Origin of the sequence: Pseudomonas sp. KBS0707 (assembly GCF_005937945.2) — a bacterium.
Classification (GTDB): domain Bacteria; phylum Pseudomonadota; class Gammaproteobacteria; order Pseudomonadales; family Pseudomonadaceae; genus Aquipseudomonas; species Aquipseudomonas amygdali.
On the sequence record NZ_CP041754.1, the window covers coordinates 2,976,795 to 3,003,047 of the forward strand.

General features: G+C 57.5%; 17 protein-coding genes and 2 pseudogenes. 14 read left to right on the plus strand and 5 right to left on the minus strand.

The genetic code is table 11. The annotated features are described in order from the left end of the window. Positions 1 to 55 precede the first annotated feature (55 nt). Positions 56 to 2,135, plus strand: a pseudogene (locus FFH21_RS14040) (putative bifunctional diguanylate cyclase/phosphodiesterase). Between the two features lie 102 nt (positions 2,136 to 2,237). Continuing rightward, a complete protein-coding gene (locus FFH21_RS14045; RefSeq protein ID WP_011168700.1) occupies positions 2,238 to 2,984 on the plus strand; it encodes an SDR family oxidoreductase in 747 nt (248 codons plus the stop codon). A 48-nt stretch (positions 2,985 to 3,032) separates the two neighbouring features. Here FFH21_RS14045 and FFH21_RS14050 read toward each other — a convergent pair whose 3' ends face one another. Beyond that, the gene (locus tag FFH21_RS14050) at positions 3,033 to 3,191 is read right to left on the minus strand and encodes a hypothetical protein (protein ID WP_080394727.1); all 159 of its coding nucleotides are present in this window, start codon (positions 3,189 to 3,191) and stop codon (positions 3,033 to 3,035) included. A 293-nt stretch (positions 3,192 to 3,484) separates the two neighbouring features. Here FFH21_RS14050 and FFH21_RS14055 point away from each other — a divergent pair, with 293 nt between their 5' ends. From FFH21_RS14055 to glgB, 3 genes are read left to right on the plus strand one after another with little or no spacing between them, the layout of a single operon-like run. Continuing rightward, a complete protein-coding gene (locus FFH21_RS14055; protein ID WP_011168701.1) occupies positions 3,485 to 5,503 on the plus strand; it encodes an alpha-1,4-glucan--maltose-1-phosphate maltosyltransferase in 2,019 nt (672 codons plus the stop codon). A gap of 19 nt (positions 5,504 to 5,522) precedes the next feature. Further along, positions 5,523 to 8,849 (plus strand): maltose alpha-D-glucosyltransferase, encoded by a 3,327-nt coding sequence (gene treS, locus FFH21_RS14060; RefSeq protein ID WP_054073024.1) that lies wholly within the window; start codon positions 5,523 to 5,525, stop codon positions 8,847 to 8,849. Beyond that, entirely contained in the window at positions 8,846 to 11,071 is a 2,226-nt protein-coding gene (glgB, locus tag FFH21_RS14065) for a 1,4-alpha-glucan branching protein GlgB (protein WP_004665074.1), read from the plus strand. The genes treS and glgB overlap by 4 nt, the downstream gene beginning before the upstream one ends. Positions 11,072 to 11,101: 30 nt before the next feature. On the opposite strand, the pseudogene FFH21_RS14070 reads toward glgB, so the two are convergent. Both FFH21_RS14070 and FFH21_RS14075 read right to left on the minus strand, forming a co-directional pair. Further along, positions 11,102 to 13,773: pseudogene (locus tag FFH21_RS14070) on the minus strand (autotransporter outer membrane beta-barrel domain-containing protein). A gap of 252 nt (positions 13,774 to 14,025) precedes the next feature. Further along, positions 14,026 to 15,219 carry an MFS transporter gene (locus FFH21_RS14075; RefSeq protein ID WP_041924552.1) on the minus strand — a complete coding sequence of 398 codons (1,194 nt, stop codon included), beginning with the start codon at positions 15,217 to 15,219 and terminating at the stop codon, positions 14,026 to 14,028. Positions 15,220 to 15,383: 164 nt separating this feature from the next. Here FFH21_RS14075 and FFH21_RS14080 point away from each other — a divergent pair, with 164 nt between their 5' ends. Beyond that, a complete protein-coding gene (locus FFH21_RS14080; RefSeq protein ID WP_041924553.1) occupies positions 15,384 to 16,517 on the plus strand; it encodes a lactonase family protein in 1,134 nt (377 codons plus the stop codon). 62 nt (positions 16,518 to 16,579) lie between these two features. On the opposite strand, the gene FFH21_RS14085 is transcribed toward FFH21_RS14080, so the two are convergent. Both FFH21_RS14085 and FFH21_RS14090 read right to left on the minus strand, forming a co-directional pair. Beyond that, a complete protein-coding gene (locus FFH21_RS14085) occupies positions 16,580 to 18,169 on the minus strand; it encodes an ABC-F family ATPase (RefSeq protein WP_002553692.1) in 1,590 nt (529 codons plus the stop codon). A gap of 397 nt (positions 18,170 to 18,566) precedes the next feature. Then, the gene (locus FFH21_RS14090) at positions 18,567 to 19,415 is read right to left on the minus strand and encodes an LPS biosynthesis protein (RefSeq protein ID WP_004667587.1); all 849 of its coding nucleotides are present in this window, start codon (positions 19,413 to 19,415) and stop codon (positions 18,567 to 18,569) included. A gap of 858 nt (positions 19,416 to 20,273) precedes the next feature. On the opposite strand from FFH21_RS14090, the gene FFH21_RS14100 reads away from it, so the two are divergent. The 8 genes from FFH21_RS14100 to FFH21_RS14135 all read left to right on the plus strand — a co-directional run bounded on the left by FFH21_RS14100 (position 20,274) and on the right by FFH21_RS14135 (position 26,252). After that, entirely contained in the window at positions 20,274 to 20,975 is a 702-nt protein-coding gene (locus FFH21_RS14100; RefSeq protein ID WP_011168705.1) for a DUF3053 domain-containing protein, read from the plus strand. A 96-nt stretch (positions 20,976 to 21,071) separates the two neighbouring features. Then, positions 21,072 to 21,638 carry a GNAT family N-acetyltransferase gene (locus FFH21_RS14105; protein ID WP_011168706.1) on the plus strand — a complete coding sequence of 189 codons (567 nt, stop codon included), beginning with the start codon at positions 21,072 to 21,074 and terminating at the stop codon, positions 21,636 to 21,638. 117 nt (positions 21,639 to 21,755) lie between these two features. Next, positions 21,756 to 22,181, plus strand: a complete 426-nt coding sequence (locus FFH21_RS14110; RefSeq protein ID WP_002553696.1) for a DUF3830 family protein — start codon at positions 21,756 to 21,758, stop codon at positions 22,179 to 22,181. A 115-nt stretch (positions 22,182 to 22,296) separates the two neighbouring features. After that, complete coding sequence (locus FFH21_RS14115; RefSeq protein ID WP_002553697.1) at positions 22,297 to 22,740, plus strand: hemerythrin domain-containing protein; 444 nt, start codon at positions 22,297 to 22,299, stop codon at positions 22,738 to 22,740. A 49-nt stretch (positions 22,741 to 22,789) separates the two neighbouring features. Continuing rightward, a complete protein-coding gene (locus FFH21_RS30850; RefSeq protein WP_004665522.1) occupies positions 22,790 to 23,149 on the plus strand; it encodes a hypothetical protein in 360 nt (119 codons plus the stop codon). Positions 23,150 to 23,503: 354 nt separating this feature from the next. Beyond that, on the plus strand, positions 23,504 to 24,607 hold the full coding sequence (locus tag FFH21_RS14125; RefSeq protein WP_004663854.1) for an IS5-like element ISPsy19 family transposase: 1,104 nt from the start codon (positions 23,504 to 23,506) through the stop codon (positions 24,605 to 24,607). 67 nt (positions 24,608 to 24,674) lie between these two features. Then, positions 24,675 to 25,526, plus strand: coding sequence for a transporter substrate-binding domain-containing protein (locus FFH21_RS14130; RefSeq protein ID WP_002553699.1), 852 nt, complete (start codon positions 24,675 to 24,677; stop codon positions 25,524 to 25,526). 63 nt (positions 25,527 to 25,589) lie between these two features. After that, complete coding sequence (locus FFH21_RS14135) at positions 25,590 to 26,252, plus strand: amino acid ABC transporter permease (protein WP_011168709.1); 663 nt, start codon at positions 25,590 to 25,592, stop codon at positions 26,250 to 26,252. The last annotated feature ends 1 nt before the right edge of the window (position 26,253 follow it).

A 26,253-nucleotide genomic window follows, 5' to 3' on the forward strand; every position in this document is an offset into this window, starting at 1 on the left:
TCATTGGGCTCCAGGTGCGTTTATGTTGATTGGCAGCTACACCCCGTAGCTCGTCGTGGTCTCCGTTCTCGTCGCAATTGTTGCTGCGTACACTGCTCTCGATCTGGTTGGCCGTATTATTTCGGCCAGGGGCCGCGCCGTTTATGTATGGATTGCGGGAGGTGCTTTCGCAATGGGCGTTGGCAGTTGGTCGACGCACTTCATCGGTATGCTGGCATTCGTCCTGCCTATCGACGTTGGCTATGATGTGCCGTTGGCGCTGTTGTCCTTGCTGATCGCAATACTGTCTTCCGGTTTCGCGCTGTGGCTGGCCGCCCGGCCGCTATTATCCGCCGCGCAGATTGGCCTGGGTGGGTTGTTGCTGGGGCTTGGCATCAGCGCCATGCATTACACCGGCATGGCGGCAATGCGCATGCAACCCGGCATCGAATACACACCCTGGTTGTTTGCGCTTTCCCTGGCGATCAGCATTGCCGCCTCTGCGGCGGCGTTATGGATAGCGTTTCGTCTTCGCCAGCAACGGCCCAGGGTATACCTGATGCGTGCGGTAGCGGCAATTCTGCTGGGAACGGCCATCATCGGTATGCATTACACCGGCATGGCGGCGGCCACCTTTGCCGATGGCAGCTTTTGTGGTGCGTTGCCCGATGGATTGAGCAGCAATGGACTGGACAGGATTGTTCTGGTCGCCAGTCTTTCGATACTGGGTATCGCGCTGTTCAGTTGTATTCTCGACTCCCACCTCGAGACACGTACCGCTGTCCTGGCCAATTCCCTGACTGAAGCCAATCAGGAACTTACTCACCTGGCTCTGCATGACAACCTCACCGGGCTGCCGAACCGTGTGTTGTTGACGGATCGCATCGAGCAGGCGATGAAGAAAGTCAGCGAAAGCGGCGGCTGCTTTGCGTTGATGTTCATGGACCTGGATGGTTTCAAACCGGTGAATGACGCATTCGGCCACCATACCGGGGACTTGCTGTTGCGGCAGGTCGCTTTGCGTCTTCGTAACAACCTGCACCGGCACGACACGCTGGCAAGGATCGGTGGTGATGAATTCGTGCTGCTGGTCGAACTGCATGACCCGCAGGATGCGTTGGCTGTCGCAACGCGTCAGGTCAATGAAATAGGCAATCCGTTTACCATCGGCGAGCATCAATTGCAGATCTCGCTGAGCATCGGCATCTGCATGTACCCGGGCAATGGCAATACCCAGCACGAACTTCTGATCAACGCCGATGCCGCCATGTATCACACCAAAGCGGCCGGCAAGAACGGCTACAGCTTTTTCGATGCGTCGATGAACAGCAACGCACGCAATCAGCTGCAGATGTCTCAGGACTTGCGCAAGGCAATCAAGCACAGGCAGTTCTGTATCTATTACCAGCCCAAGTTCGACGCTTTGACCGGATTGCCCCTGGGCGCAGAAGCGCTATTGCGCTGGAACCATCCGGAACAAGGCGTTATGGGCCCCGATCAGTTCATCGCCATGGCAGAGAAAACCGGCCTGATCATTCAGATCGGCGAGTGGGTACTGGATGAGGCTTGCCGACAGATGCGTGAGTGGTACACCCAGGGCTACGCGCACTGGCGCATTGCGGTGAACCTGTCAGCGTTGCAGTTCTGTCATGCCGGGCTGGTCACTGCGGTGGCGGATACTCTGGCCAGACATCAGCTCCCGGCCAACTGCCTGACCCTGGAAATCACCGAGACTACGGCCATGCATGACGCCGATGCCAGCCTGGCGGTGTTGCAAAGGCTGTCGGAAATGGGCGTGGATCTATCGATTGACGATTTTGGCACCGGTTACTCCAGCCTGATGTACCTGAAGCGCCTACCCGCCAATGAAATCAAGATTGATCGAGGTTTCGTGCGTGACCTTGAGCATGACACCGACGATGCCGCCATTGTGTCGGCCATCGTTGCGGTAGGGCAGGCGTTGAACCTGCGGATCGTCGCCGAAGGCGTAGAAACAGCGGTTCAGAAGCGCTTCCTGACGCACTTGGGATGTCACTCCCTGCAAGGCTTCCTGCTCGGTTATCCTTTGCCGGCTGAGCAATTTTCTCGACGAAATTCGCGCCGCCGAGGCGAAAGCGGCAGTCGACGTGCCCGATGTTGGGCAACCGGCTTTCTGAAGCGCATGGATGGCGCTGAACGGCAAAGGCTGGCACGATCAGAACCGTTTGGCTAACCTGCGGGTGTTAGCTGCGCCTTGATGCTGGCTTCTGAGAAAAATCATGGAAAAAGTCCTCATTATTACCGGTGGCTCGCGCGGAATCGGCGCAGCCACTGCGCGTCTGGCCGCTGTACAGGGCTATCGGATCTGTATCAATTATCTGTCTGACCATGCCGCAGCCGAAAAGACGGCAGGGCAGGTCAGGGCCCTGGGTGCTCAGGCGATCACCTTGCAGGCGGACGTCAGCAACGAAGACGAGATCATGCGCCTGTTCTCCAGGGTCGATTCGGAACTCGGCCGCGTTACCCATCTGGTCAACAATGCAGGCACGCTCGCTCAGGCTTCAAGAGTCGAGGACATGTCCGAATTCCGAATGCTCAAAATGATGATGACCAACGTCGTCGGACCGATGCTGTGCAGCAAACATGCCTTGTTACGCATGCTGCCGAGTCACGGCGGGCACGGTGGCAGTATCGTCAACGTATCCTCGCTCGCGGCCCGCCTGGGCTCGGCGGGCGAATATGTGGATTACGCCGCTTCGAAAGGCGCGCTGGACACGTTCACCATCGGGCTTTCCAGGGAAGTGGCCGGGGAGAACATTGGCGTCAACGCGGTGCGGCCGGGGTTCATCTTCACCGACTTTCACGCCCTGAGCGGCGATCCGTTCCGCGTCAGCAAACTCGAGGGCGCACTGCCCATGGGCCGTGGGGGTACGGCGGAGGAAGTGGCCGAGGCCATTCTCTGGCTGCTGTCGGACAATGCGTCGTATGCCACAGGAACGTTTATCGATCTGGCGGGCGGGCGCTGAAGGCGTGCATTGTCTGGCAAGCGCCTTCAGATACCGCTTACTGATTCGTCACACCGTTACAGGTGGCGCATTGGCGGGCGGGTCGCCTAACGGTGTTTGATCGGGGGGCTGTGTTGAGGGCGGTGGCTCCTGCTCGGGTACGGGCTCGGGCAGAACGGGGTCGTCGATGTTTGGATCAGGTACTTCTACTGGATTGGGTAGAGTCATGGTTGCAGCCTCCTTGTTGACCCTTTTTACGACCCCCCGGCCTGATTGATGATTCAATTGATTTGAACCGGATAACCCTTGCCCGATTGTTCTGCCCTGCGTTTGGCTCATGTTCAATTCGCCCACCTGACAACCTCAAAACCTTTGAACTTTACCTTCGTTGACCGCTCGGAACCTAGGCAGCTGAATTCGACGAGTCTTCTGCATTTCGCGATTTTCCGCTGCCATACCGTCAATTTTTCCATTGCATGGAATGCACAGGAGCGTCCCTGGGGCGTGAGGAGTGATGCTCGATGAGTGAACAGCCATACGGTCCGGATTCCCTGGCCACCGATGTACCGCACCCAACCCAACCCTTGTCACTGACCCAGGCACTGCAATTGCCCCGCATCGTGATCGAAGACACGCTGCCAGTGATCGACGGTGGCCTGTTTGCGGCCAAGGCGATCATCGGGCAACCGGTCACCGTGACCAGCAAGGTCTACGCCGACGGGCACGACAAAATGGCGGTCAATATCCGCTGGCGTGCTGCCGATGAGGACACCTGGCATAGCGCGCCAATGCACGAACTGGGCAATGACAGCTGGGTCGGTGAGTTCACCCCGACTTCGGTCAGTCGCTATGTGTTTCGCCTTGAAGCCTGGATCGATCAGTTCGGCACCTATCGTTACGAACTGGACAAGAAGTTCGGCGCCGGCGTGCCTGTCGACCTGGAACTGGAAGAGGGGCGCATTCATCTGGTGCATGCCGCTGAGCGCAGCCAGCACGAGCAGCGCCAGCAGATTGAAAGCCTGCTAGGTCAGCTGGAGCAGGGCGATAAAGACGAGAAAGTCGCGTTGCTGTTGCACAGCGAAACCGCAAACCTGATGAAACTGGCTGATAATCAGGCCTTCCTGAGTCGTAGCGTTGAATTTCCGCTGGATGTCGAGCGTGAGCTGGCGCAGTTCGCCAGCTGGTACGAGCTGTTTCCTCGCTCGATCACTGATGACCCTGCGCGCCACGGCACCTTCAACGATGTCCATTCGCGTCTGCCGATCATCCGCGACATGGGTTTCGACGTGTTGTACTTCCCGCCGATTCACCCTATCGGCCGTGCCCATCGCAAGGGACCGAACAACTCTCTGACCGCAGGGCCGGATGATCCGGGCAGCCCGTACGCAATTGGCAGCGAGGATGGCGGCCATGAAGCCATTCACCCGCAGTTGGGCAGCCGTGAAGACTTCCGTAACCTGGTGAAGGCTGCGGCCGATCACGGGCTGGAAATCGCACTGGACTTCGCCATTCAATGTTCGCAGGACCACCCATGGCTCAAGCAGCATCCGGGCTGGTTCTCATGGCGTCCGGACGGCACGATCCGCTATGCGGAAAACCCGCCGAAGAAGTATCAGGACATCGTTAACGTCGATTTCTACGCGCCTGATGCCATTCCTGGTCTGTGGCTGGAATTGCGTGACATCGTTCTGGGCTGGGTGAATGAAGGCGTGAAGATTTTCCGCGTCGATAATCCGCACACCAAGCCGCTGCCTTTCTGGCAGTGGATGATTGGCGAGGTGCGCAATCAGCATCCTGAGGTCATGTTCCTTGCCGAAGCGTTCACCAAGCCTGCCATGATGGCGCGGCTGGGCAAGGTCGGTTACAGCCAGAGCTACACGTATTTCACATGGCGCAACACCAAGGCAGAGCTGTCCGAGTATTTCACCCAGCTCAACGAAGTGCCTTGGCGTGACTGCTATCGCCCGAACTTTTTCGTCAACACACCTGATATCAACCCGCGCTTCCTGCACGAGTCTGGCCGTCCTGGATTTCTGATCCGTGCAGCGCTGGCCACCATGGGCTCCGGGCTGTGGGGCATGTATTCGGGGTTTGAGTTGTGTGAAGCGGCACCGATTCCCGGGAAGGAAGAGTATCTGGACTCGGAAAAGTACGAGATTCGCGTTCGGGACTATGCCGCACCGGGCAACATCATTGCCGAGATCGCCCAGCTCAATCGCATTCGCAGGCAGAACCCCGCGCTGCAAACGCACTTGGGCTTGAAACTGTATAACGCGTGGAATGACAACATTCTGTACTTCGGCAAGCGTTCGGCGGATGGCAGCAACTTCATTCTCATTGCCGTCAACCTTGACCCCTTCAACGCACAGGAAGCAGATTTCGAGCTGCCGCTGTGGGAAATGGGCCTGCCGGATGACGCGGCGACGTCGGGTGAAGACCTGATGACCGGACACCGCTGGACCTGGTACGGCAAGTATCAGCACACGCGTCTTGATCCATCACAACCGTTTGGAATCTGGCGTATCCAGGCTGCGCATTAACACTCCCAAGGAGTCAGTAATGGCCAAGAAGCCCGGTGACGCGACATTCATCAAAGACCCGCTCTGGTACAAGGATGCGGTGATTTACCAGGTTCATGTGAAATCGTTCTTCGATTCCAATAACGACGGGATCGGCGATTTCGCGGGCTTGATCGAAAAGCTCGACTACATTGCCGCGCTGGGGGTCAACACTATCTGGTTGCTGCCGTTCTACCCGTCGCCGCGCCGGGACGATGGCTACGATATTTCCGAATACCGCGATGTGCATAGCGATTACGGCACCATGGCCGATGCCAAGCGCTTCATTGCCCAGGCGCACAAGCGTGGCCTGCGGGTGATCAGTGAGCTGGTTATCAACCATACGTCCGACCAGCACCCGTGGTTTCAGAAAGCGCGTCATGCCAAGCCCGGCTCCAAGGCACGGGATTTCTATGTCTGGTCGGACACCGACCAGAAGTACGACGGCACGCGGATCATTTTTCTCGACACAGAAACGTCCAACTGGACCTGGGACCCGGTCGCCGGGCAATACTTCTGGCACCGCTTTTACTCGCATCAGCCGGACCTGAACTTCGACAACCCGCACGTGCTGGATGCGGTACTGGAAGTCATGCGCTTCTGGCTGGATCTGGGCATTGACGGCTTGCGTCTGGATGCCATTCCGTACCTCATCGAACGGGACGGCACCAACAACGAGAACCTGCCGGAAACCCATCAGGTGCTCAAGCGCATCCGTGCCGAGATCGACGCTAATTATCCGGACCGCATGCTGCTGGCCGAGGCCAACCAATGGCCGGAAGACACCCAACTGTATTTTGGCGACAGCAAAGGCCCGGATGGCGATGAATGTCACATGGCTTTTCACTTTCCGTTGATGCCGCGCATGTACATGGCGCTGGCTCAGGAAGATCGTTTTCCGATCACCGATATCTTGCGGCAGACGCCGGAGATTCCGGAAAACTGCCAGTGGGCGATTTTCCTGCGCAACCACGATGAACTGACCCTGGAAATGGTCACCGATCGTGAGCGTGATTATCTGTGGAATTACTACGCCGCCGACCGCCGTGCACGGATCAACCTGGGTATTCGTCGGCGCCTGGCGCCGTTGGTGGATCGCGACCGCCGTCGGGTCGAGTTGCTCAACAGCATGTTGTTGTCGATGCCCGGCACACCGACGCTGTATTACGGCGACGAGATCGGCATGGGCGATAACATCTACCTGGGCGACCGGGACGGTGTGCGCACGCCCATGCAATGGTCCATCGACCGCAACGGCGGCTTTTCGCGGGCCGACCCGGCCAGCCTGGTATTGCCGCCGATCATGGACCCGATGTACGGCTTTCAGTCGGTCAACGTCGAAATTCAGGAGCGTGACCCGCACTCGCTGCTGAACTGGAATCGACGCATGCTGGCGGTGCGCAAACAGCAGAAGGCATTCGGGCGTGGCACGCTGAAAATGCTCTCGCCGTCGAACCGCCGCATTCTTGCGTATACCCGCGAGTACACGGCACCCGATGGTCACAGCGAAGTGGTGTTGTGTGTTGCCAACGTTTCCAGCGCCGCTCAGGCTGCAGAGCTTGAGCTGTCGGCTTACGCAGGCACAGTGCCGGTGGAAATGCTCGGTGGCAGCGCATTTCCGCCTATCGGGCAGTTAAGCTATTTGCTGACGCTCCCGCCGTATGGTTTTTACTGGTTTTTACTGGCTTCGGAGAATCAAATGCCCAGTTGGCACGTTGAACCCGCGCAGAGCATGCCGGACTTCCCGACTCTGGTGCTCAAGAAGCGCCTTGAGGAGTTGCTCGAAGAGCCGCTGCGCAGCACCATGGAAAAAACGTCACTGGCTGTTTACTTGCCAAAACGCCGCTGGTTCGCAGGCAAGGGCAAGGACATAGAGCAGGTCAATATCGCGTATGCGGTGCGTTTCGGCGATGAGGCGCACCCTGTGTTGCTCAGCGAAATAGAAGTGACTGCAGACGGCCAGACCGATCGCTATCAGCTGCCATTCGGCTTGCTCGCCGAAGACGACATCAGCAGCGCGTTGCCACAGCAACTGGCACTTGCCAGAGTGCGGCGTAATCGTGATGTAGGGCTGATCACCGATGCGTTTACTCTGGAAACCTTCATTCGTGCAGTGATTCAGGGCATGCAGTCGGATACGGTCATCCCCTGCGCTGACGGCGAGTTGCGTTTCGAGCAAAGTTCGCAGCTGGCACCGCTCGCCCTCACCGCAGAGTCGGAAGTGCGCTACCTGTCTGCCGAGCAGTCGAACAGCTCGGCGGTCGTCGGTGGCAGCCTAGTGCTCAAACTCATTCGTAAAGTCAGTGCCGGGACGCACCCGGAGCTGGAAATGGGTGCTTTCCTGACCAACGCTGGCTTCAAGAATATCTCGCCGTTGCTGGGCTCTGTGGTGCGTGTCGGCAACGACGGAAAACCGAATCTGCTGATGATTGCCCAAGGCTACCTGAGCAATCAGGGTGACGCTTGGGAGTGGACACAGAACAATCTGGAACGCGCAGTACGCGATGAGTTGGCGCATGGCGTTTCCGGCCAGGAACAGCATTACAATGCGTTGCTGGAGCTGGCGGACTTTTCGCGTAGCCTTGGTCAGCGTCTCGGTGAAATGCACCAGATTCTGGCGTCGCCTACCGACAATTCAGACTTCGCTGTTGAAGTCACCAGCAGTCAGGACAGCAAGGCCTCCGGAACCAGCGTCAATGCTCAGCTTGAGCGCGCCTTGCAACTGCTTGAGCAGCGCAAGGGCGATCTGGAACAGGACGATCAGCAACTGGTCAGCGATTTGCTTGCACAGCGCAAGCAGATTCGTCGGCGCGTCGAAGGTCTGGCCAAGCGCTCGGCAGGTGGCCTGCGGATTCGCGTGCATGGTGACTTGCACCTCGGGCAAGTGCTGGTGGTCAAAGGCGATGCCTACCTGATCGATTTCGAGGGTGAACCGGCCCGCGCACTTGAAGAACGCCGTGCCAAGCACAGCCCGTTCAAGGATGTCAGCGGTGTTTTGCGCTCGTTTGACTACGCTGCCGCCATGGCAGTACGTAGCGCACAAAACGTCGATACCTCGCCTGAGGCTGCCGGTGCTCGCAAACGTGTCGCCGAGACCTACCTGGCGCAGGCGCGGGAAGCCTTTATCGAAGGTTATCGCTCGGCAACGAGCGGAATGGCTCATGCCTGGAAAGATGCAAAAGGGGAGGACGCCGCACTGGAATTGTTCACCCTTGAAAAAGCTGCTTATGAAGTGATCTACGAAGCCGAGAATCGTCCAGCCTGGTTGGCCGTTCCCTTGCAAGGCTTGCGTGGGTTGCTGCAACCGTCTGATGGAGAGCCAATATGAATGCGCCTCACAAAACCGGCACAGGCCGCCGCGCGATTCCCGCTGCTGTGGACATCGATGCGCTGATCCGCGCTGAACACCGTGATCCTTTCTCGATCCTGGGGCCGCACGGTGATGGCGGCAGCGGGCAATACGTTCGTGCCTATCTGCCCGCAGCGTTGAGCGTGCGTCTGCTGGCCAAAGATGATGGTCGTGAGCTGGGCGAGATGGAAATGAGCGAGGTGCCGGGGTTTTTCGTCGGTCATCTCGAGCAGCCACAGCCTTACCTTCTGAAGGTCCAATGGGCTGGCGGTGAACAGATTACCGAGGACCCCTACAGCTTCGGTCCGCTGCTGGGCGAGATGGACCTTTATCTGTTTGCCGAAGGCAACCACCGCGACCTGAGCAGCTGCCTGGGCGCGCAAGTGACCAAAGTCGATGGCGTCGACGGTGTGCGCTTTGCGGTCTGGGCGCCGAATGCCCGCCGTGTGTCGGTGGTCGGCAGTTTCAACAGCTGGGATGGTCGTCGTCACCCGATGCGCCTGCGTCACCCGACCGGCGTATGGGAGATTTTCGTTCCGCGTCTGCAGCCCGGTGAAGTCTACAAATACGAGATCCTCGGTGCCCACGGGATTCTGCCGCTGAAAAGCGACCCTATGGCTCTGGCCACTACGCTGCCGCCCGACACCGCGTCAAAGGTCTCTGCGCCACTGCAATTCGAGTGGAACGACCAGGAATGGCTGCGATCACGGACAGGCCGCCACGATGTTGCCGCGCCGCTGTCGATCTACGAACTGCACGCAGGCTCGTGGCAGATGGAGCAGCACGAAGACGGTCAATGGCGACAGTACAACTGGCGCGAGCTGGCTGACCGCTTGATTCCCTATGTGAAGGAACTCGGCTTCACCCACATTGAGCTGATGCCGATCATGGAGCACCCGTTCGGGGGGTCATGGGGCTATCAGTTGCTGGCCCAGTTTGCACCGACTGCTCGCTACGGTTCGCCGGAAGATTTCGCCGCGTTCGTTGACGCCTGTCATCGGGCTGAAATAGGCGTGATTCTTGACTGGGTGCCTGCGCATTTCCCGACCGATACCCACGGCCTGGCGCAGTTCGACGGCACCGCGCTGTACGAGTACGCCGACCCTAAGGAAGGCTTCCATCAGGACTGGAACACGCTGATCTACAACCTGGGGCGCACCGAAGTTCACGGCTTCATGCTGGCCTCGGCGTTGCACTGGCTCAAGCATTATCACATTGACGGTCTGCGAGTGGATGCAGTGGCTTCGATGCTGTACCGCGACTATTCGCGTAATGCTGGCGAATGGGTGCCGAATCGCTTTGGCGGCCGAGAGAATATCGAAACCATCGACTTCCTGCGTCATTTGAACGACGTAGTTGCGCTGGAAGCCCCTGGGACCATGGTTATTGCGGAAGAGTCGACCGCGTGGCCGGGTGTCAGCGAGCCGACCCAGCAGGGTGGGCTAGGCTTCAACTACAAGTGGAACATGGGCTGGATGCACGATTCGCTGCAGTACATGATGAGGGATCCGTTACATCGCAGGCACCACCACAGCACTCTGACTTTCGGCCTGGTGTATGCGTGGTCCGAGCGTTTCGTATTGCCTATTTCCCACGATGAAGTGGTACACGGTAAACATTCGCTGATCGACAAAATGCCTGGCGACCGCTGGCAGAAATTCGCCAACCTGCGCGCCTACCTTTCATTCATGTGGACGCACCCTGGCAAGAAGCTGCTGTTCATGGGGTGCGAGTTCGGCCAATGGCGCGAGTGGAATCATGACGAGCAACTGGACTGGTACTTGATGCAATACGCCGACCACGTTGGCGTAAAGAATCTGGTTGGCGATCTGAATCGCCTCTATCGTCAGGAAAAGGCGCTGCACCAGCGCGATGCCGATCCAGCCGGCTTCCAGTGGCTGATCGGCGACGACCAGGCCAACAGCGTGTTTGCCTACCTGCGCTGGAGCAATGATGGCGAGCCGCTGCTGGTGGTGGCCAACATGACGCCAGTGCCGCGCCTGGCTTATCGTGTGGGCGCGCCGGTGTCAGGTGCATGGACTGAGTTGCTGAATAGCGACGCGGAAACCTACGCAGGTTCTAACATGGGCAATGGTGGGGAAGTGAACACCGAAGACGAGCCAGCACATGGGATGGAGGCTTCTCTGAAACTGAACCTGCCGCCGCTTGCCGTGCTGATCCTCAAACCGAAGAAAGACTGACCAGGGCGCATCCCCGCGCTGACGGTCGCATTACCACACCAGCCTGAAACCCAGGCTGGTGTTTACTCCCTCCGTTCCTTGTTCGCCCAGATCAACAAGGTAATCAGCGCTCCAGTGCAGACTGGCCTTGCTGCTCAATGTCGCTATCATCCCGGCGCCGATACTGCCCGTCGTTGATCGATGCTCGGTTCTTATCTGCTCTGCATGATCGAATGTCAGCGTGTCATGGCCGTCTTTGGTGTGCCAGAGGTTGGCTCGCAGATAAGGCGCTATCGGTACGCTACTGAATTGATAGCGCCCCTTGAAACGTATGCCGATGCGCCCTGTGGTGTAAGACTGACTGTCGAATCCGAGATGGGTAATGCCGTCATGCTGATCCTGAAGGTCTATGCGTTGGTAGATGATCTGTAGCTGAGGCTCTGCAACCCAGCGCTGTGAGAGTGGCAGCGGATACCGGCCTCTGCAGACAGGCTCATCACATGGCCTTCAATGTCGACACCTGTGCCCCTGACGGAGCGGCTGCGGCCGTCCAGGCGAGTGCCCATCGCGACTGCGTCAACGTACCCGCCACCGGGTGTCGTCAGCGTCCAGTAGGCGCCCAGGCTTTCCCCGTTCAGTTTCAGGTGGCCTGTTTCGTAGTTTCTGAAACCTTCAGCAAAACCCTTCACCTTGCCATCCAGACGGTTATGCGCGACGAACAGCCCGACGCGCTGGCTCCGCCCGTTGTCCAAGTGCCAGGCATACAGATCATGGCCGATCTGGTAGCCCTTGAATGAAGCGTCCAGGCTTGGGCTCACGTCTCCAGACCAGCGTTGCCTGAAGTTGCTGCCGAGCACGCGTGCCCAGCCGGCAGGTGTCATGCCGTATTGGGCCAGTAGCGCCTGATCACCCTGGCGCTCATGAAAAGTGCACAGTGAACTCAGCGCCAGGACCGCAGCGCTTGGCGCTGCCACTGAATAGTTGGCGACCTCGGGGCGGTACAACGCGATGGGCGCGGCTCCGCGAACGGGTTCCGGCAGTGGCGGTGTTCCGATCGCGGGCACTGGCAGTGCGGCTGCCGGGAGGACCGGGGCCGGGGTGGTCGGCGCAGGCTCAGGCTCAGGGTTTGGGAGCGGGGCGGGCACAGGTTGCGGTGTTGGTGTCGGCTCGGGAGCAGGTTCGGGAGTCGGCTCAGGTGTCGGCTGGGGAGTTGGCTGTGCAGGTTCGGGGAGGGGCTCGACAGGGGGCGGCGCTGGCGTTGGCGGCGCAATCACCGCAGAGCGCAGGAACCAGCTGTTCTCCGAGCCGGCAGTGGCGCCGCCCTTGAACAGGTAATACTGATAAGCGCCTGCAGACAGCGGACTTTGCAACGAAAAGGCGCTGCTATCGCTGGTTGCACCGTTGATGGCTTGTACCACTTCAATGCCGTTGCCAAGGGTCAGGGCGCCCAGCCCACCCGCGTTGCTGACGATCATGCGCGTAGAACCACTGATCCTACCCTGTGCCACCACCAGTCGGTCGCTGGCGGATGCATCATCGCCCAGTGCCGAGAGCAACAGCAGCCGCCCGTTCTGGCCGGTGTAATTGCCGTTCACCGTCAATGTGCCAGTGAGCGCGCGTCCTGCATCGCTCACGTCCAGCGTTCCGGCATTCTCCAGTGAAGCGAGGGATGCTGCGCGCAAGGGCGCAATGCTGCCCGAGGTCGAGATCAGCGTACTGGTGGAATCAATGCTCAGAACGCCGGTGTTACTCACGCCGTCACCAAGGACCAGCTTACCGGCCAGATTCAGCTGCGAGCCGTTACTCACGTTGACCGTCTCCCAGTTGGCATAGCGACCCGGCTGCGACGATACAGCGTTGTCGAAAGTCAGCACGTCATTGCCAGGGCCGCCGTCAAGCAGCGGATTGGCGCTCAGGTAATATTCGCTCAGGTTGTACAGCCGCGCCGCATCATCGCCGTCGGCCATCAACACACTGTTGCGGGCGTAGCCACCATTCAGCCAATTGAAGCTGTCATTACCGGCGCTGGCACGAACTTCACCACGAATATCGCCACCGCTGAGGGTGATCAGGTCGTCGCCGCCGCTGACGCTGACATTGCCGCCCACAGAGCCACCCAAGAGGGTGATCGTATCCCTGCCAAAGCCGGTTATCAGGTTGTTGATGATCGTGCCACCGGACATCTCGAACACGTTATTGTCGAGCTTCATGTCAACTCGGCCAATGCTGCCGCCGGTCATCACCGCAACGTCGCCGTCCTCGAACGCACGAGTGATGGTGCCTCCGGTCATCAGAAAGGTATCTCGCCCGTCGCCCTGGGCCAGCGAGCCCAGCGTACCGCCGCTCATGAAAAAGTCGTCGGGATCGTCGCCCTGGTTCAGGCCGCCGCTGATCTCGCCCGCCGACAACGTGAATGAGTCGATTCCGGCACTCTGGGTGACGTTGCCGAGAATACGGCCTGACTGCATATCAACGCTGTCGATTCCTGACCCATAGCTGATATCGCCGGCGACCGTGCCTGTTCCGCCTTTGGGAAATATCAGAATGTGATCGCCGCTCAGACCGATAAATGAGCCGCTGATGTCACTGTCGCAGACTTGAACGCCGGACGACGTCGAGGACCCCAGTGCGCAGGCTCCCTCCGCACAGGACGGGATAAAGGCCAGCATAATGAATGGCAGAACATTACGGGTGTGGTACAGATGAATACAACGAATTTTCACGACAGCTCTCCCGGCCAGGCAGGCAGCAGGGAGGCAATCGAAACGGATCAAGGCGCCAGACTGCCACGCTCAGTGACGTCGCACCAAGGCTGGCGACGGTCGCTTTGCGGGCCTGTTTTCAAGGCCCGCAGTACGAAGTCAAGAGGTCGTTGGCCGATGCGTCAAGAAGTTGACCGACCGGTGGCGAGATTTAAACTTTTGCTACCAACTATTGGAATTACAAGTAAAAAACTTATGCGCTAAAAGTAGTGTTCATGCTGGATATGTTTGGTTGGCGGTGCGGCGTGATAACCAGATTGTCAGCGCCAGCGCGCACACCGACAGCAACGCCGCGTAAAAAAATATCCAGTCATAGCCCTGACCCAAGGCAATAGCCCCCATTACAGGGCCGGCAATTGCCAAGGCCAGATCGAAGAACACAGCGTAGGTACTCAGTCCTGCGCCTCGGCTGGGGGTAGGTACGCTTTTGATCGCTTCCACGCCCAGCGCCGGGTAGACCAGTGAAAGCCCCACACCGGTCAGTCCTGCCCCAGCCAGAGCAATGCCGCTGCTCGGTGAAAGCCCGAGCATCAGCAGTCCGCAGATCTCCACAGCCATGCAGACGATGGCCGCGTTGTAGCCGCCGAGGCGGTTGATGGCACCGATGAACAGCAGGCGGGCGAGGATAAAGCACACGCCAAACATGCTCAGGCAATAGGCCGCACCTTCCCAGCCGCGGCTTAGATAAAACAGGGTGATGAAGGTGGTCAGCGTGCCGTAGCCGATGGAGGACAACGTCAGTCCCAGGCCATAAGGCGCGATACGGCCGAACACTGACCAATAGGGCAGGCGCTCACCGGCTACGACCGGCACCGATGGCTTGTTGCGGATCAGCCACAGCGCCAGCCCGGCCATCACGATCAAGGCGACCCCCAGGCTGTTGAAACCCACAGTATCTATGACTAGCACGCCCAGCGGTGCACCAATGGCTATCGCACCATAGGACGCGATGCCGTTCCACGAAATTGATCGGGCCGTATGTTCTGCGCCGAGTTTGCCGATGCACCAACTGATAGTGCCAACTCCGATAAGCCCTTGGGAAACGCCGAGAAACAGTCGCGCAACGATCAGAATCGACAGGCTCAACGTGGCGAACTCCTGAAGCAGCGTTGCCAGTAACGTCATGCTGCCACTGATGACGATGCCCCACAGTCCGAACACGATAGAGCGCTTGCTGCCCAGCGTGTCGGTCGCCCGGCCGGCAAAAGGTCGACTCAGCAGCGTTGCCAGGTATTGCGAGGCAATGGTCAGGCCTGCAATCAACGGGCTGAAACCCAGCTGGTCGTGAACATAGCCGGGCAGCACCGCAATAGGCAGGCCGATGCACAGGAAGGCGATGAACGTGTAGAAAACGATGGAAACGATCTGCAGGGTAATCGTCATGGAACCGGAGTGTGCGGCAGGCATTGGGCTCTTCGCTGGCAGGCGGTGGGAGTGCCTCATCATGGCGTGCGCTGTGACTAAAAGAAAGCAGGCTAACGGTTTTATATGGGCGGGTTATCAGGCAGTTGCTGTTCTGCAGATATGGTCATAGGATGACTGATCACACCACAATAATAAAAAGGTTCACCATGAGAAATATTCTGTTGCTGGCCGCTGCAGTCGGTTGTTCGTTTGGCCTGCCTGCCCAGGCAGCCACGTTTGCTTACATTTCCAGTCCCACTGACGGCCTTATATCCCAATGCCGTCTGGATGAGCAGAGCGGCGCGCTCAGCCTGGTCGAGCAGACCAAAGCCGGAGACCAGGTCAATCCGATGGCCATCTCATCGGACGGCAAAGCGTTATTTGCAGCGCTGCGTTCCAAGCCTTATCAAGTGCTGAGTTTCAGCATCGAGCCTGCAACAGGGCATCTCAAGCCGCTGAGCCAGGCACCATTGGCCGAGAGCCTGGCCTATTTGTCTACCGATCGCAGCGGGCGCTTCCTGTTCGGCGCATCCTATGGTGCCGATTTGCTCAGCGTACAGCCCATCGATGCGCAACACCGCCCCAGCGACAGTATCCAGACCTACAAGACCGGCATGCATGCGCATTCGGTGCGCACCGACCCGAGCAACCGTTTTGTATACGCCGGTAATCTTGGCGTTGATCGTGTTCTGCAATACCGGCTGGAGCCAAAGGACGGCAAGCTTGTGCCCATTGGCGAGGGCTATGTTGCGGTTACCGAGAATACCGGCCCACGCCACTTGGCATTTTCGTCCGATGGCAAATTTCTCTACGTGGTCGGCGAAATGAGTGGCACTGTCACTGCGTTCGCGATTAACCAGAAAACCGGTGCGTTGAAGCAGACAAGCACGGCGGACGGTATCCCGAAACGCTTGAATCTGGCGCCGGGGCAGGCCCGCGATGCGCGCAACAATGATCTCAAGGATGACCCTACCCCGCGTATCTGGGCGGCAGACATTCGCCTCGCGCCGAATGGCAAGTGGCTGTTTATCAGCGAGCGCACTTCCAGCAGCGTGTCGGTGTTCAAGGTCGAGCCTGCCAGTGGCAAGGTGACGTTTGTCGAAAACTATCCGATGCAGGAAAAACAGCCACGCAACATTGCGGTGTCACCCAATGGGCGCTGGTTGCTGGTGAGCGGTGAGAAAAGCGACAAGGTCGGCAGTTACGCCATTGCGGCGAACGGTGCCTTGCAGCGGGTCAGCGAAGCGCCCTCGGGCAAGGGTGCGTTGTGGATTGAAATGCTCAGCCAGCCGGGCCAATAGCGGGTTGAAAATAAAAAGCCCTGTCACAAGACAGGGCTTTTTGCTGTAGCAGCCTGACAGGCTTAGAACGAAACGCCCTGGCTGCGCAGGTAGTCGTCGTAGGTACCGCTGAAGTCGATCACGCCGCTTGGGCTGAGTTCGATGATGCGGGTTGCCAGCGAGGACACGAACTCGCGGTCGTGGCTGACGAAAATCAGGGTGCCCGGGTAGTTTTCCAGCGCAAGGTTCAGCGCTTCGATGGATTCCATGTCCAGGTGGTTGGTCGGTTCGTCCATCACCAGCACGTTCGGTTTTTGCAGGATCAGCTTGCCGAACAGCATACGGCCCTGTTCACCACCGGAAATCACTTTGACCGACTTGAGGATCTCGTCATTGGAGAACAGCATGCGGCCCAGAGTGCCACGTACCATTTGCTCGCCGCCTTGCGTCCACTGGCCCATCCAGTCGAAGAGGGTAGATTCGTCTTCAAAATCGTGAGCGTGGTCCTGAGCGTAGTAACCGATTTCCGCTGCTTCGGTCCACTTGACCGTGCCTGCATCCGGTTGCAACTCGTTGACCAGGGTGCGCAGCAGGGTGGTCTTGCCGATGCCGTTCGGACCGATGATTGCAACACGTTCGCCGGCTTCGACCTGGAAGCTGAAGTCCTTGAACAGTGTCTTGCCGTCGAAGCCTTTGGCCATGCGATCGACAATGACCGCCTGACGGTGCAGCTTTTTGGTTTGTTCGAAACGAATGAACGGGCTGACACGGCTGGACGGCTTGACCTCGGCCAGCTGGATCTTGTCGATCGCCTTGGCTCGGGACGTTGCCTGCTTGGCTTTCGATGCGTTGGCCGAAAAGCGGCTGACGAAAGATTGCAGCTCGGAGATCTGTGCCTTCTTCTTGGCGTTGTCGGACAGCAATTGCTCGCGGGACTGGGTCGCGACAGTCATGTACTCGTCATAGTTGCCCGGGAACAGGCGCAACTCGCCGTAATCCAGGTCGGCCATGTGCGTGCACACGCTGTTCAAAAAGTGACGGTCGTGGGAGATGATGATCATCAGGCTGTTGCGCTGGGTGAGGATGTTTTCCAGCCAGCGAATGGTGTTGATGTCCAGGTGGTTGGTCGGTTCGTCGAGCAACAGCACTTCCGGATCGGAGAACAGTGCCTGCGCGAGCAGAACGCGCAGTTTCCAGCCGGGCGATACTTCGCTCATAGGACCGTTGTGCTGTTCGATGCCGATACCCAGGCCCAGCAGCAATTCGCCGGCACGGGACTCGGCAGTGTAGCCGTCCATTTCCGCAAATTCGGTTTCCAGCTCGGCCACGGCCATGCCGTCGTCTTCGCTCATTTCCGGCAGCGAGTAGATGCGGTCGCGCTCGGCCTTGACCTTCCACAGCTCTTCATGGCCCATGATCACGGTGTCGAGTACCGTGAATTCTTCGTAGGCGAACTGATCCTGGCGCAGCTTACCCAGTCGTACGTTCGGCTCCAGCATCACCTGACCGCCCGAAGGCTCGAGGTCGCCACCGAGGATTTTCATGAAGGTGGACTTGCCGCAGCCGTTCGCGCCAATCAGGCCGTAACGGTTACCGGCGCCAAACTTCACCGAGACATTCTCGAACAAGGGTTTGGGGCCGAACTGCATCGTGATGTTAGCTGTGGAGATCAATTACTTTACCTATCAATAACTTGGGCAATAACTGGGGAGCGCTGGTGTCAGCGGTGTCGTGTTCGAGACACGACCGGAGCTGTTCAGCCTGCTCCGCCTGAGCATGAGCTGATCCAACGGGCATACGTCTACAGCAACGGCAGCCTGCCATGGCCGCGTTGCCGGGATATGAATGTGGGGGTTCATGCCAGACATTGGCGCGCATTGTCGCATAGGTCGGGCGGCAGTGACATGGTGGACAGTGCCGGATTGCCGAGTTGTCCACGTTCCGGCCTGCTCAGGAGCCTGTTGGGTAGCCTTGCTCAAAGCGTGTGCACAAGGCAGAGGCAGGCGCGATTTCAAAAGAAGTCGCAGAAGAAAGATACTGAGTCGTCACATTGCCTGATCGGGAGGTCGTTTACGTTCGGCTAGCGCTGTAACGGGCAACGCTCACTTTAAGTCGAGCCTCATCAATGCTCAACTTGGGAATGACTTCATCCGGAACTCGCGAGCTGTCGGATAAATTGAACACTTGAAAATCATCCCCGACTACATGCTTCGACATAAGTTCCAGTGACGGGAGAATTCTTGATTCGTAGTGCTGGTCCAGTCCACAAGGCGAGCACACATCTGTCGACGATTCATAGAACCGGCCTGCAGACTGGTTCATATCAAAGCCCACGAGAAAGACGCTATCAAAACCAAGGTGATAGGACAATTGCAAGGCGAGATACATGACCGTGCGGGCGTCGAAAAACCCCAATTCCAGGTTTTTGCTGAAGCCGATATCCCTGCTTCTATGACTCCATAAAGACACTTTTCTGACCAGTGCGTCGTCTCGTGAGCAGAGCGCCGCAACCGTGGATAACCTCGGTGATTTCTTCAGTGCATAGGCGCGCCCGGAAGGCCTGGGAATGCCGGAGCTGAACTGGTCTTCCCAGAGGCCGACATTCTCGCTCTCGCGCATTGCCGCAGCGAACAGCTCGGGCTGCTGATTGGGAAAGTCCCGGTCAGTACACACGTAGAACAATGGTTTGATGTTCGTTTCTGCAAACATCGAGAACGCCCCGTTCATGGTAATCATGGGGACGTCCGAAAAATCTTGAATCGGGAAGTTTCGGGCAGATTGACCTGAGCCAATCAGAAGAACCGGGCCTTTTCTGGTGCCTCTACATTTGCCGAAATCAAGTACGCGGGTCGGCTTCGGAGTGTGGTCTTCAGCCGATTTGCGAAGATAAGCAGTCGCATTGATGGATTGACTAGTCATGACTACCCTGTAAGCACTAGTGGCAAATTAGTTGGGACATTTTGCGCGCAATACTACTGGCTGGTGGCCATTAGTTCGACATCAAAGAGTTTCGAAAGCGTATCATACTGGAAACATCACGCCACAGATTGATGGCTCATTTTTGAGAATTTGCTATTCCTTTACAATGTTCTCGGATGTAAGGCATGGCGCGCGGCATTGTTTAATGTTAATTGGCTAGTATCAAACTAGTGGTTAATGCTTCTGCCGCTAGATGCACTTAACGCAACAATACTGTGTATGCACACAGTCTTGGCGCTGTGCGGGGGAAGGAAGCCGGGAGAGGGTGAGGCTGCAAGGCCCGGCTATTACCGGGCCTCCTTGTTGTGGCGAATTTATTGATGGCTAATCGGATTTCCGTTCCTGCCGCTTCCTCCTGAACCAGCTCCCCAGCGCGTGGAAAGGGTGAATGAACATCGCAATCGCTCCGAGCAGAAAGACGATGAAGACAAGGATCAGGCCCAGGCCCTCGTGTGCAAACATAGTGATTGACTCCTGTTGTTCACTTTGTCGGTCCGCTGAAGACTAGCCGCTGAAACGTTTCACCTCATGAAGAAATGTTAATGAACTTTCCTGGCGGGGGCCGCGAGGCGAGCTTTTGCCTGGCTAGTGCTGTCGCGCCGAAGCTATGAAGTACTCGCGTTTGTTGACTCAAATAGCTGAGAAGGAGCGGATTTTCCGTGAGCCGGTCTGGGGACGGGACTTCTCAAAATTCACCCGTCGCGGAACTAGATGAGGTGATGACGAGACTATAAGCACGCTCGCGTTCATCGGGCCGTGCCTATGAGCGCGCATTCTCATCACCCGGAGGTTCCTGACATGAAGTCCCTTTTCCGTCCAGTCTTGCTGCTGGCTGTTGCTTTACCCCTGTTGCTGACTGGCTGCGGGGATAAGGAGCCCGAACAACGCACTGCGTTCACTCAGTTCCTGCAAACCCGAATTATCGACAAGCCAGGCGTGCACGCTCCCAAACTGACGGACGATGAAAAGAAAGCCTTTGGTGACTACAGCTCACACTATGCTGTTATTTCCGATTTCGGCGCGGGCATGGACACTGCAGTGCAGCCTCTCGCTGGCTTGATGCAGAAAGGATCCTTTCGCTCGGTAAGCGATGTCATTCAACGTCGCGCAGACCTGGCTGCCGTGCAGACAGGTCTGGATGAGGTCGGCGAGAAGTTGACCATCGAGCAGGGCAAGGCCGATGCGGCACATGCCAAACTCAAGCAGCCCGATGACTTGAAAGTCGTTTACGACAAGGCGTATGACCGGACTGTGAGCGTGCCCGCCAACACGTTCCGTGAAGTCTTGCCGCAAATAAAGGGCACGTTTTCGAGCGGCCTGAAGGTTGCCGATTATGTGGACGCGCACAAATCGCAAATCGATATCTCCGGTTCGGCGATAACCGTCAAGGATCCGGTCGTACAGACTGAACTCAACAAATTGCTGCAAGAGCTGAACGAGCAGGGCAAAAACGCTCAGCAGGCTCAGGCTCGCCTGCAATCGCTCATGACCGGTCGCTGAGACTGATCTGGCGGCTTGCCCCGGCCTTGTTGCCGGGCCAGGCCGTGTGTCGGGTATGATTTGCGTGTCTGTTTGCCTGACCCAGCGTCTGCCTGTTTGATAATCAAACCTCTCTTATCGACGATTGCCCTGCGTGAAGCAGTGCCCGCTGACGCTATATGCCTGAGCGCGCTGGGCATGCAGGTCTTTCTCGACACCTACGCAACGCAGGGCATCCGTGAGTCCATCGCACGCGAAGCCCTCGACGCGTTCTCCCCGCAGGCGTTTGCGCATCTGCTTGGCAAACCGGAAGCGCTCATTATCGTGGCTGAATCTCTAGGGCATCTGATCGGCTTCGTTCAGGTAACGCTGTGCGTCGATCACCCGATGCTTGGCGTATCGACGGCTGCCGAGTTGCAACGCCTCTATGTGCAGGAACGTTTCACTGGATGTGGAGCAGGGCGACTGTTACTCGAAGCCGCCGAGCAGCGCGCTACGGCCAGAAAGGCGGCGTTGATGTGGGCGACTGTCTGGGTTGGAAACCCGCGCGCGTTGGGGTTTTACCCGCGGCAGGGTTATGAAGTGAAAGGTTCGCCACGTTATGAGTTTCAGGGCGAAACGCATGAGAATAGGCTATTCGCCAAACTGCTCGGCGGGTCAAATCTGACGCGGAATTCTGTTTGATCAACGATTGCAGATGTGTGTCCCTGTGAGCGCAGCGGAACTCCGTGACGCCTCACAAGACTCGCGTTTATCCTTGCGCATCATTCTGAGCATTGTTGCCTTCAAGGAGTCGTTGCAGTGACCACCATCAAAATTACCGCGGGCGGATACGAGTTTCTGGCCGAAGCCAATCCGGATGCGCCGCAAACGGTGGAAGCGTTTCTCAAGCTGCTGCCTTATCGGCAGAAATTCATCCATGTGCGCTGGAGTGGCGAAGGCTGCTGGGTGCCGCTGGATGATTATCAACTGAAGCTGAATGACACGTTGATCGGTTTCGAGAACGCAACGAGTCATCCTTCTGTGGGCGACATTCTGTTTTATCCGGGTGGTTACAGCGAAACCGAGATTATCCTGGCGTACGGTTCGTGCTGTTTCGCCAGCAAGATGGGGCAACTGGCCGGCAATCACTTTCTGACCATCACTCAAGGCAAGGAAAACCTGCGCAAACTGGGCGTCAAGACGCTTTGGGAAGGCGCTCAGGATGTGGTTTTCGAGCTGGCCTGAGCCTGTGGTTATTGCGCAGTAGTCATTTGCCAGCATTTTTCGGAACTGCTGATCTTCGCCAGGGGTCTAGTCCACAATGCTTCCAGCTCCCGGAAGCCGACCTGGAGACAAGACCTTGAATATCTTTGAAGCATTGCGTGAAAGCCATGATCGTCAGCGCGGTTACGCTGACGCACTGATCCAGACCAGCGGCGACAGTGTCGAACGGGAAAAAGCCTACAAACAGCTCAAGGATGAGCTTCAGGCTCACGAGACAGCCGAAGAGCGGTTTTTCTACATTCCCCTGATGGCCCACGACAATGGCGTGGACCTCAGTCGCCATGCCATTTCCGAGCATCATGAAATGGACGAGATGATGGAAGAACTCGATGAAACCGAGATGTCGAGCCCGGCCTGGCTGGCGACTGCGAAAAAGTTGTCGGAAAAAGTGCATCACCACTTGAAGGAAGAAGAGCAGAAGTTCTTTCAGATGGCGGGCAAGTTACTTGATGAAAAGCAGAAACAGAGCCTGGCTGGCGAATACGTGAAGGAATACGAAGAGCAATTGGCTGAGGGGTAACAGGCCCGTGCAGTGCTAGAATCGGCTTTTTCATTAGCGAAGGCACGACATGAAGCTTCTGTTTTTGACGAGCGCAACGGTGATTGCGGCAACGGTTCTGGCCGGGTGCGCAGCGCCTTCAAACTCAGCACGTGCGGCAGGGCCATTCAAGGTCCTGTCGAGTGCCAAGCAGGATGCCGCCGTTGCCCAGTGCATTCAGGTGACCTGGCAGAACGAAGCGATGTTTGGCACATCTTCAGATGTGTTCCTGCATGATCTTTCCGGTGGCGGCTTCACCGTGTTCACTACCGAATCCAGGTATTTCGCAGACGTACACGCCAAAGGTCCTGCCACTGCTGTCGAGTTCTACGCCCCGCAGGGCGATACCCAGGCCGCCTTGCGATCTGCTGCGATTGCTACCTGCCTCTGACTGAATCTCTTGCCAATGCTCCCGCATTGGCAAGTAGTTCATGGCGCTTTGCCTCCTATCTTCACTGCGGCGCGACCATTGCGCCTGCACCAGTACTGCGTACTCGATAGCGCGCGCACAAGAGTGGGGCCTTACCACTCAAACGTGACAAATGGTAGCGATGCCCTCAAGCCGTAATATCACCCAGCTATCAACTCCTTCATCTCCAGCCTTTTGATTTGCCTCGACATTTTTATGCGGTGTTTTTCGCAGGCCTCGTATGGCACACTTTCTGCTGTTTATTCCGTTGTTACATAGAGGGTGTAGACAAAATAAATTAAACTTTCACTCCCTTGTCTGAATAGCCCTCAAGCCATGCCTAAAACCGGACGTCCTCGCTCGATTGCCGCCGAGCACTATCCCGTGCTGGTGAAACTCGCTCATGCACAGCCCTATTCCAGCCAGGCCGAATTGGCGCTCGTATTCTTCGCCGAAACCGGTATCACTGCGCATCCCGACACCTTTGCAAAAGCGTTGAAAATGGCAGGGATTACGCGTGTAAAGCAGCGGGCCAAGGGAAGTTTTCAGTCACCTGAACCTAATAAAGCCTATGGCTACAATGAAACCCACCGCCGCCAACTGCCGGAGCAGCTATATCCGAGTTGCTTGACAGATACCGAGTGGGCACTGGTCGCCGACCTGTTTGAAAGCCAGGGCGGACGAGGAGTGCCACCGCTTCACTCTCGGCGCACGTTGCTGGAAGCCTGTTGCTATGTCGTACGCACGGGGTGCTCATGGCGAATGCTACCCCGCGATTTTCCTCATTGGGACAATGTCTACAAAACGTTCCGCCGGTGGAGCGCTCAAGGCAAGTTCGAGCAAATGCATGATCGCTTGCGAGCTCAATGGCGTGAGCGGGAAGAACGCGCTGACAGCCCGTCAGCAGCGATCCTGGATTCACAGTCGACCCGCAGTTCTCCTCAAGGCGGTGACAGCGGCTACGACGCAGGCAAAAAAGTGAAGGGGCGTAAACGAAGTCTGATTGTCGATACATTGGGCCTGCTGCTGGCTGTCAGTATCAGTGCTGCAAGCGTGCAGGATCGTGACGCGGCGGATGATGCGGTGGCGTACTCGAAGGAAAAATATCCGTCACTGAGCACGCTTTTTGTTGATAGTGCGTACGCAGGAAAATGGGCACAGCGCACCCATCAACTGCACGCTATCGATGTTCAAGTGATCCGTGGCCCGAATAACAGAAGAACAGGGCAATGGCACTCTGAACAAGGCGATCTATTTTCCGTGGAGCCTGTTCAGACTGGATTTGTGGTCATGCCCAAGCGATGGGTAGTGGAGCGAACTCATGCCTGGAATGAGAGAGCTCGGCGACTGATCATGCATCATGATCGCCTTTTTGCGGTAAGCGAGGCATGGGTTTGGTTGGCCGAGGCTCGAATACTCGCGCGCCGACTCACTACATGATTTTGTCTACACCCTCATACCATTGTCCGCTATAGCGGAATAAAAATACTTCGGCGGAGTCTATGTCATGCATCGCGGACCTTCTTTTGTGAAAGCTTGTGCGTTTGTCCTTGCAGCCTCATTCACGCTGGCCAACGCGGCTCAGGCCGCCGAAGGCAGCAAGCTGGATGCAGTATTGAAACGTGGCAATCTGGTGGTGGGTACAGGCAGTACCAATGCCCCATGGCATTTTCAGGGAGCGGACGGCAAGTTGCAGGGTTTCGATATCGACATCGGCAGGATCATCGCCAAGGGCCTGTTCAATGACCCGAGCAAGGTCGAGTTCGTGGTGCAGTCCTCGGATGCGCGAATTCCCAACCTGCTGACCGACAAGGTCGACATCAGTTGCCAGTTCATCACCGTTACCGCCAGTCGTGCACAGCAGGTGGCGTTCACCTTGCCGTACTACCGCGAAGGCGTAGCGTTGTTGCTGCCTGCCAACAGCAAATACAAGGAAATAGATGACCTTAAAGCTGCAGGCGACGGCGTGACCGTTGCCGTGCTGCAGAACGTATATGCCGAAGAACTGGTGCATCAGGCACTGCCCAAGGCCAAGGTCGATCAGTACGACAGCGTTGACCTGATGTACCAGGCGATCAACTCGGGGCGCGCCGACACGGCAGCCACCGACCAGTCTTCGGTGAAGTACCTGATGGTGCAGAACCCCGGCCGCTACCGCTCGCCGGCTTTTGCCTGGAGCCCGCAAACCTACGCTTGTGCGGTCAAACGTGGCGACCAGGACTGGCTGAACTTCGTCAACACCGCGTTGCATGAAGCCATGACCGGTGTCGAGTTCCCGGCTTACGCCGCCTCGTTCAAGCAATGGTTCGGTGTCGATCTGCCTGTGCCTGCAATCGGTTTTCCGATGGAATACAAATAAGTCCACTCTGACCTTCAAGGGCAGGGCAGGCCTTCGGGCTTTCCCTGCGAGGTACGGGCAAGCATGAATTATCAATTGAATTTTGATGCCGTATGGCGTGACTTCCCCAGCTTGCTGGCGGGATTGGGCCTGGGGCTGGAACTGGCCCTGATCTCGATCGCTATCGGCTGTGTGATCGGGTTGGCAAATGCATTTGCGCTGCTGTCACGTTACAAGGCACTGCGCATTGTCGCGTCGATCTACGTCACCGTGGTGCGCAACACGCCCATTCTGGTGTTGATCCTGCTGATCTACTTCGCCTTGCCCGGGCTGGGCATTCGCCTGGACAAGCTGGCGCCGTTCATTGTCACGCTGTCGCTGTACGCTGGCGCCTATCTGACCGAAGTTTTCCGTGCCGGTTTGCTGAGCATCCACAAAGGTCAGCGCGAAGCAGGGTTGGCCATCGGTCTGGGCGAGTGGCAGGTGAGGGCATACATCATCGTGCCGGTCATGTTGCGCAACGTGTTGCCAGCGCTATCCAACAACTTCATTTCGCTGTTCAAGGACACTTCACTGGCAGCCGCCATTGCGGTGCCGGAGCTGACCTACTACGCGCGCAAGATCAACGTCGAAAGCTACCGGGTGATCGAAACCTGGCTGGTGACTACTGCACTCTATGTAGTGGCCTGCTATGTGATCGCCATGCTCTTGCGCACCCTCGAACAACGTCTGGCGATTCGCCGCTAGG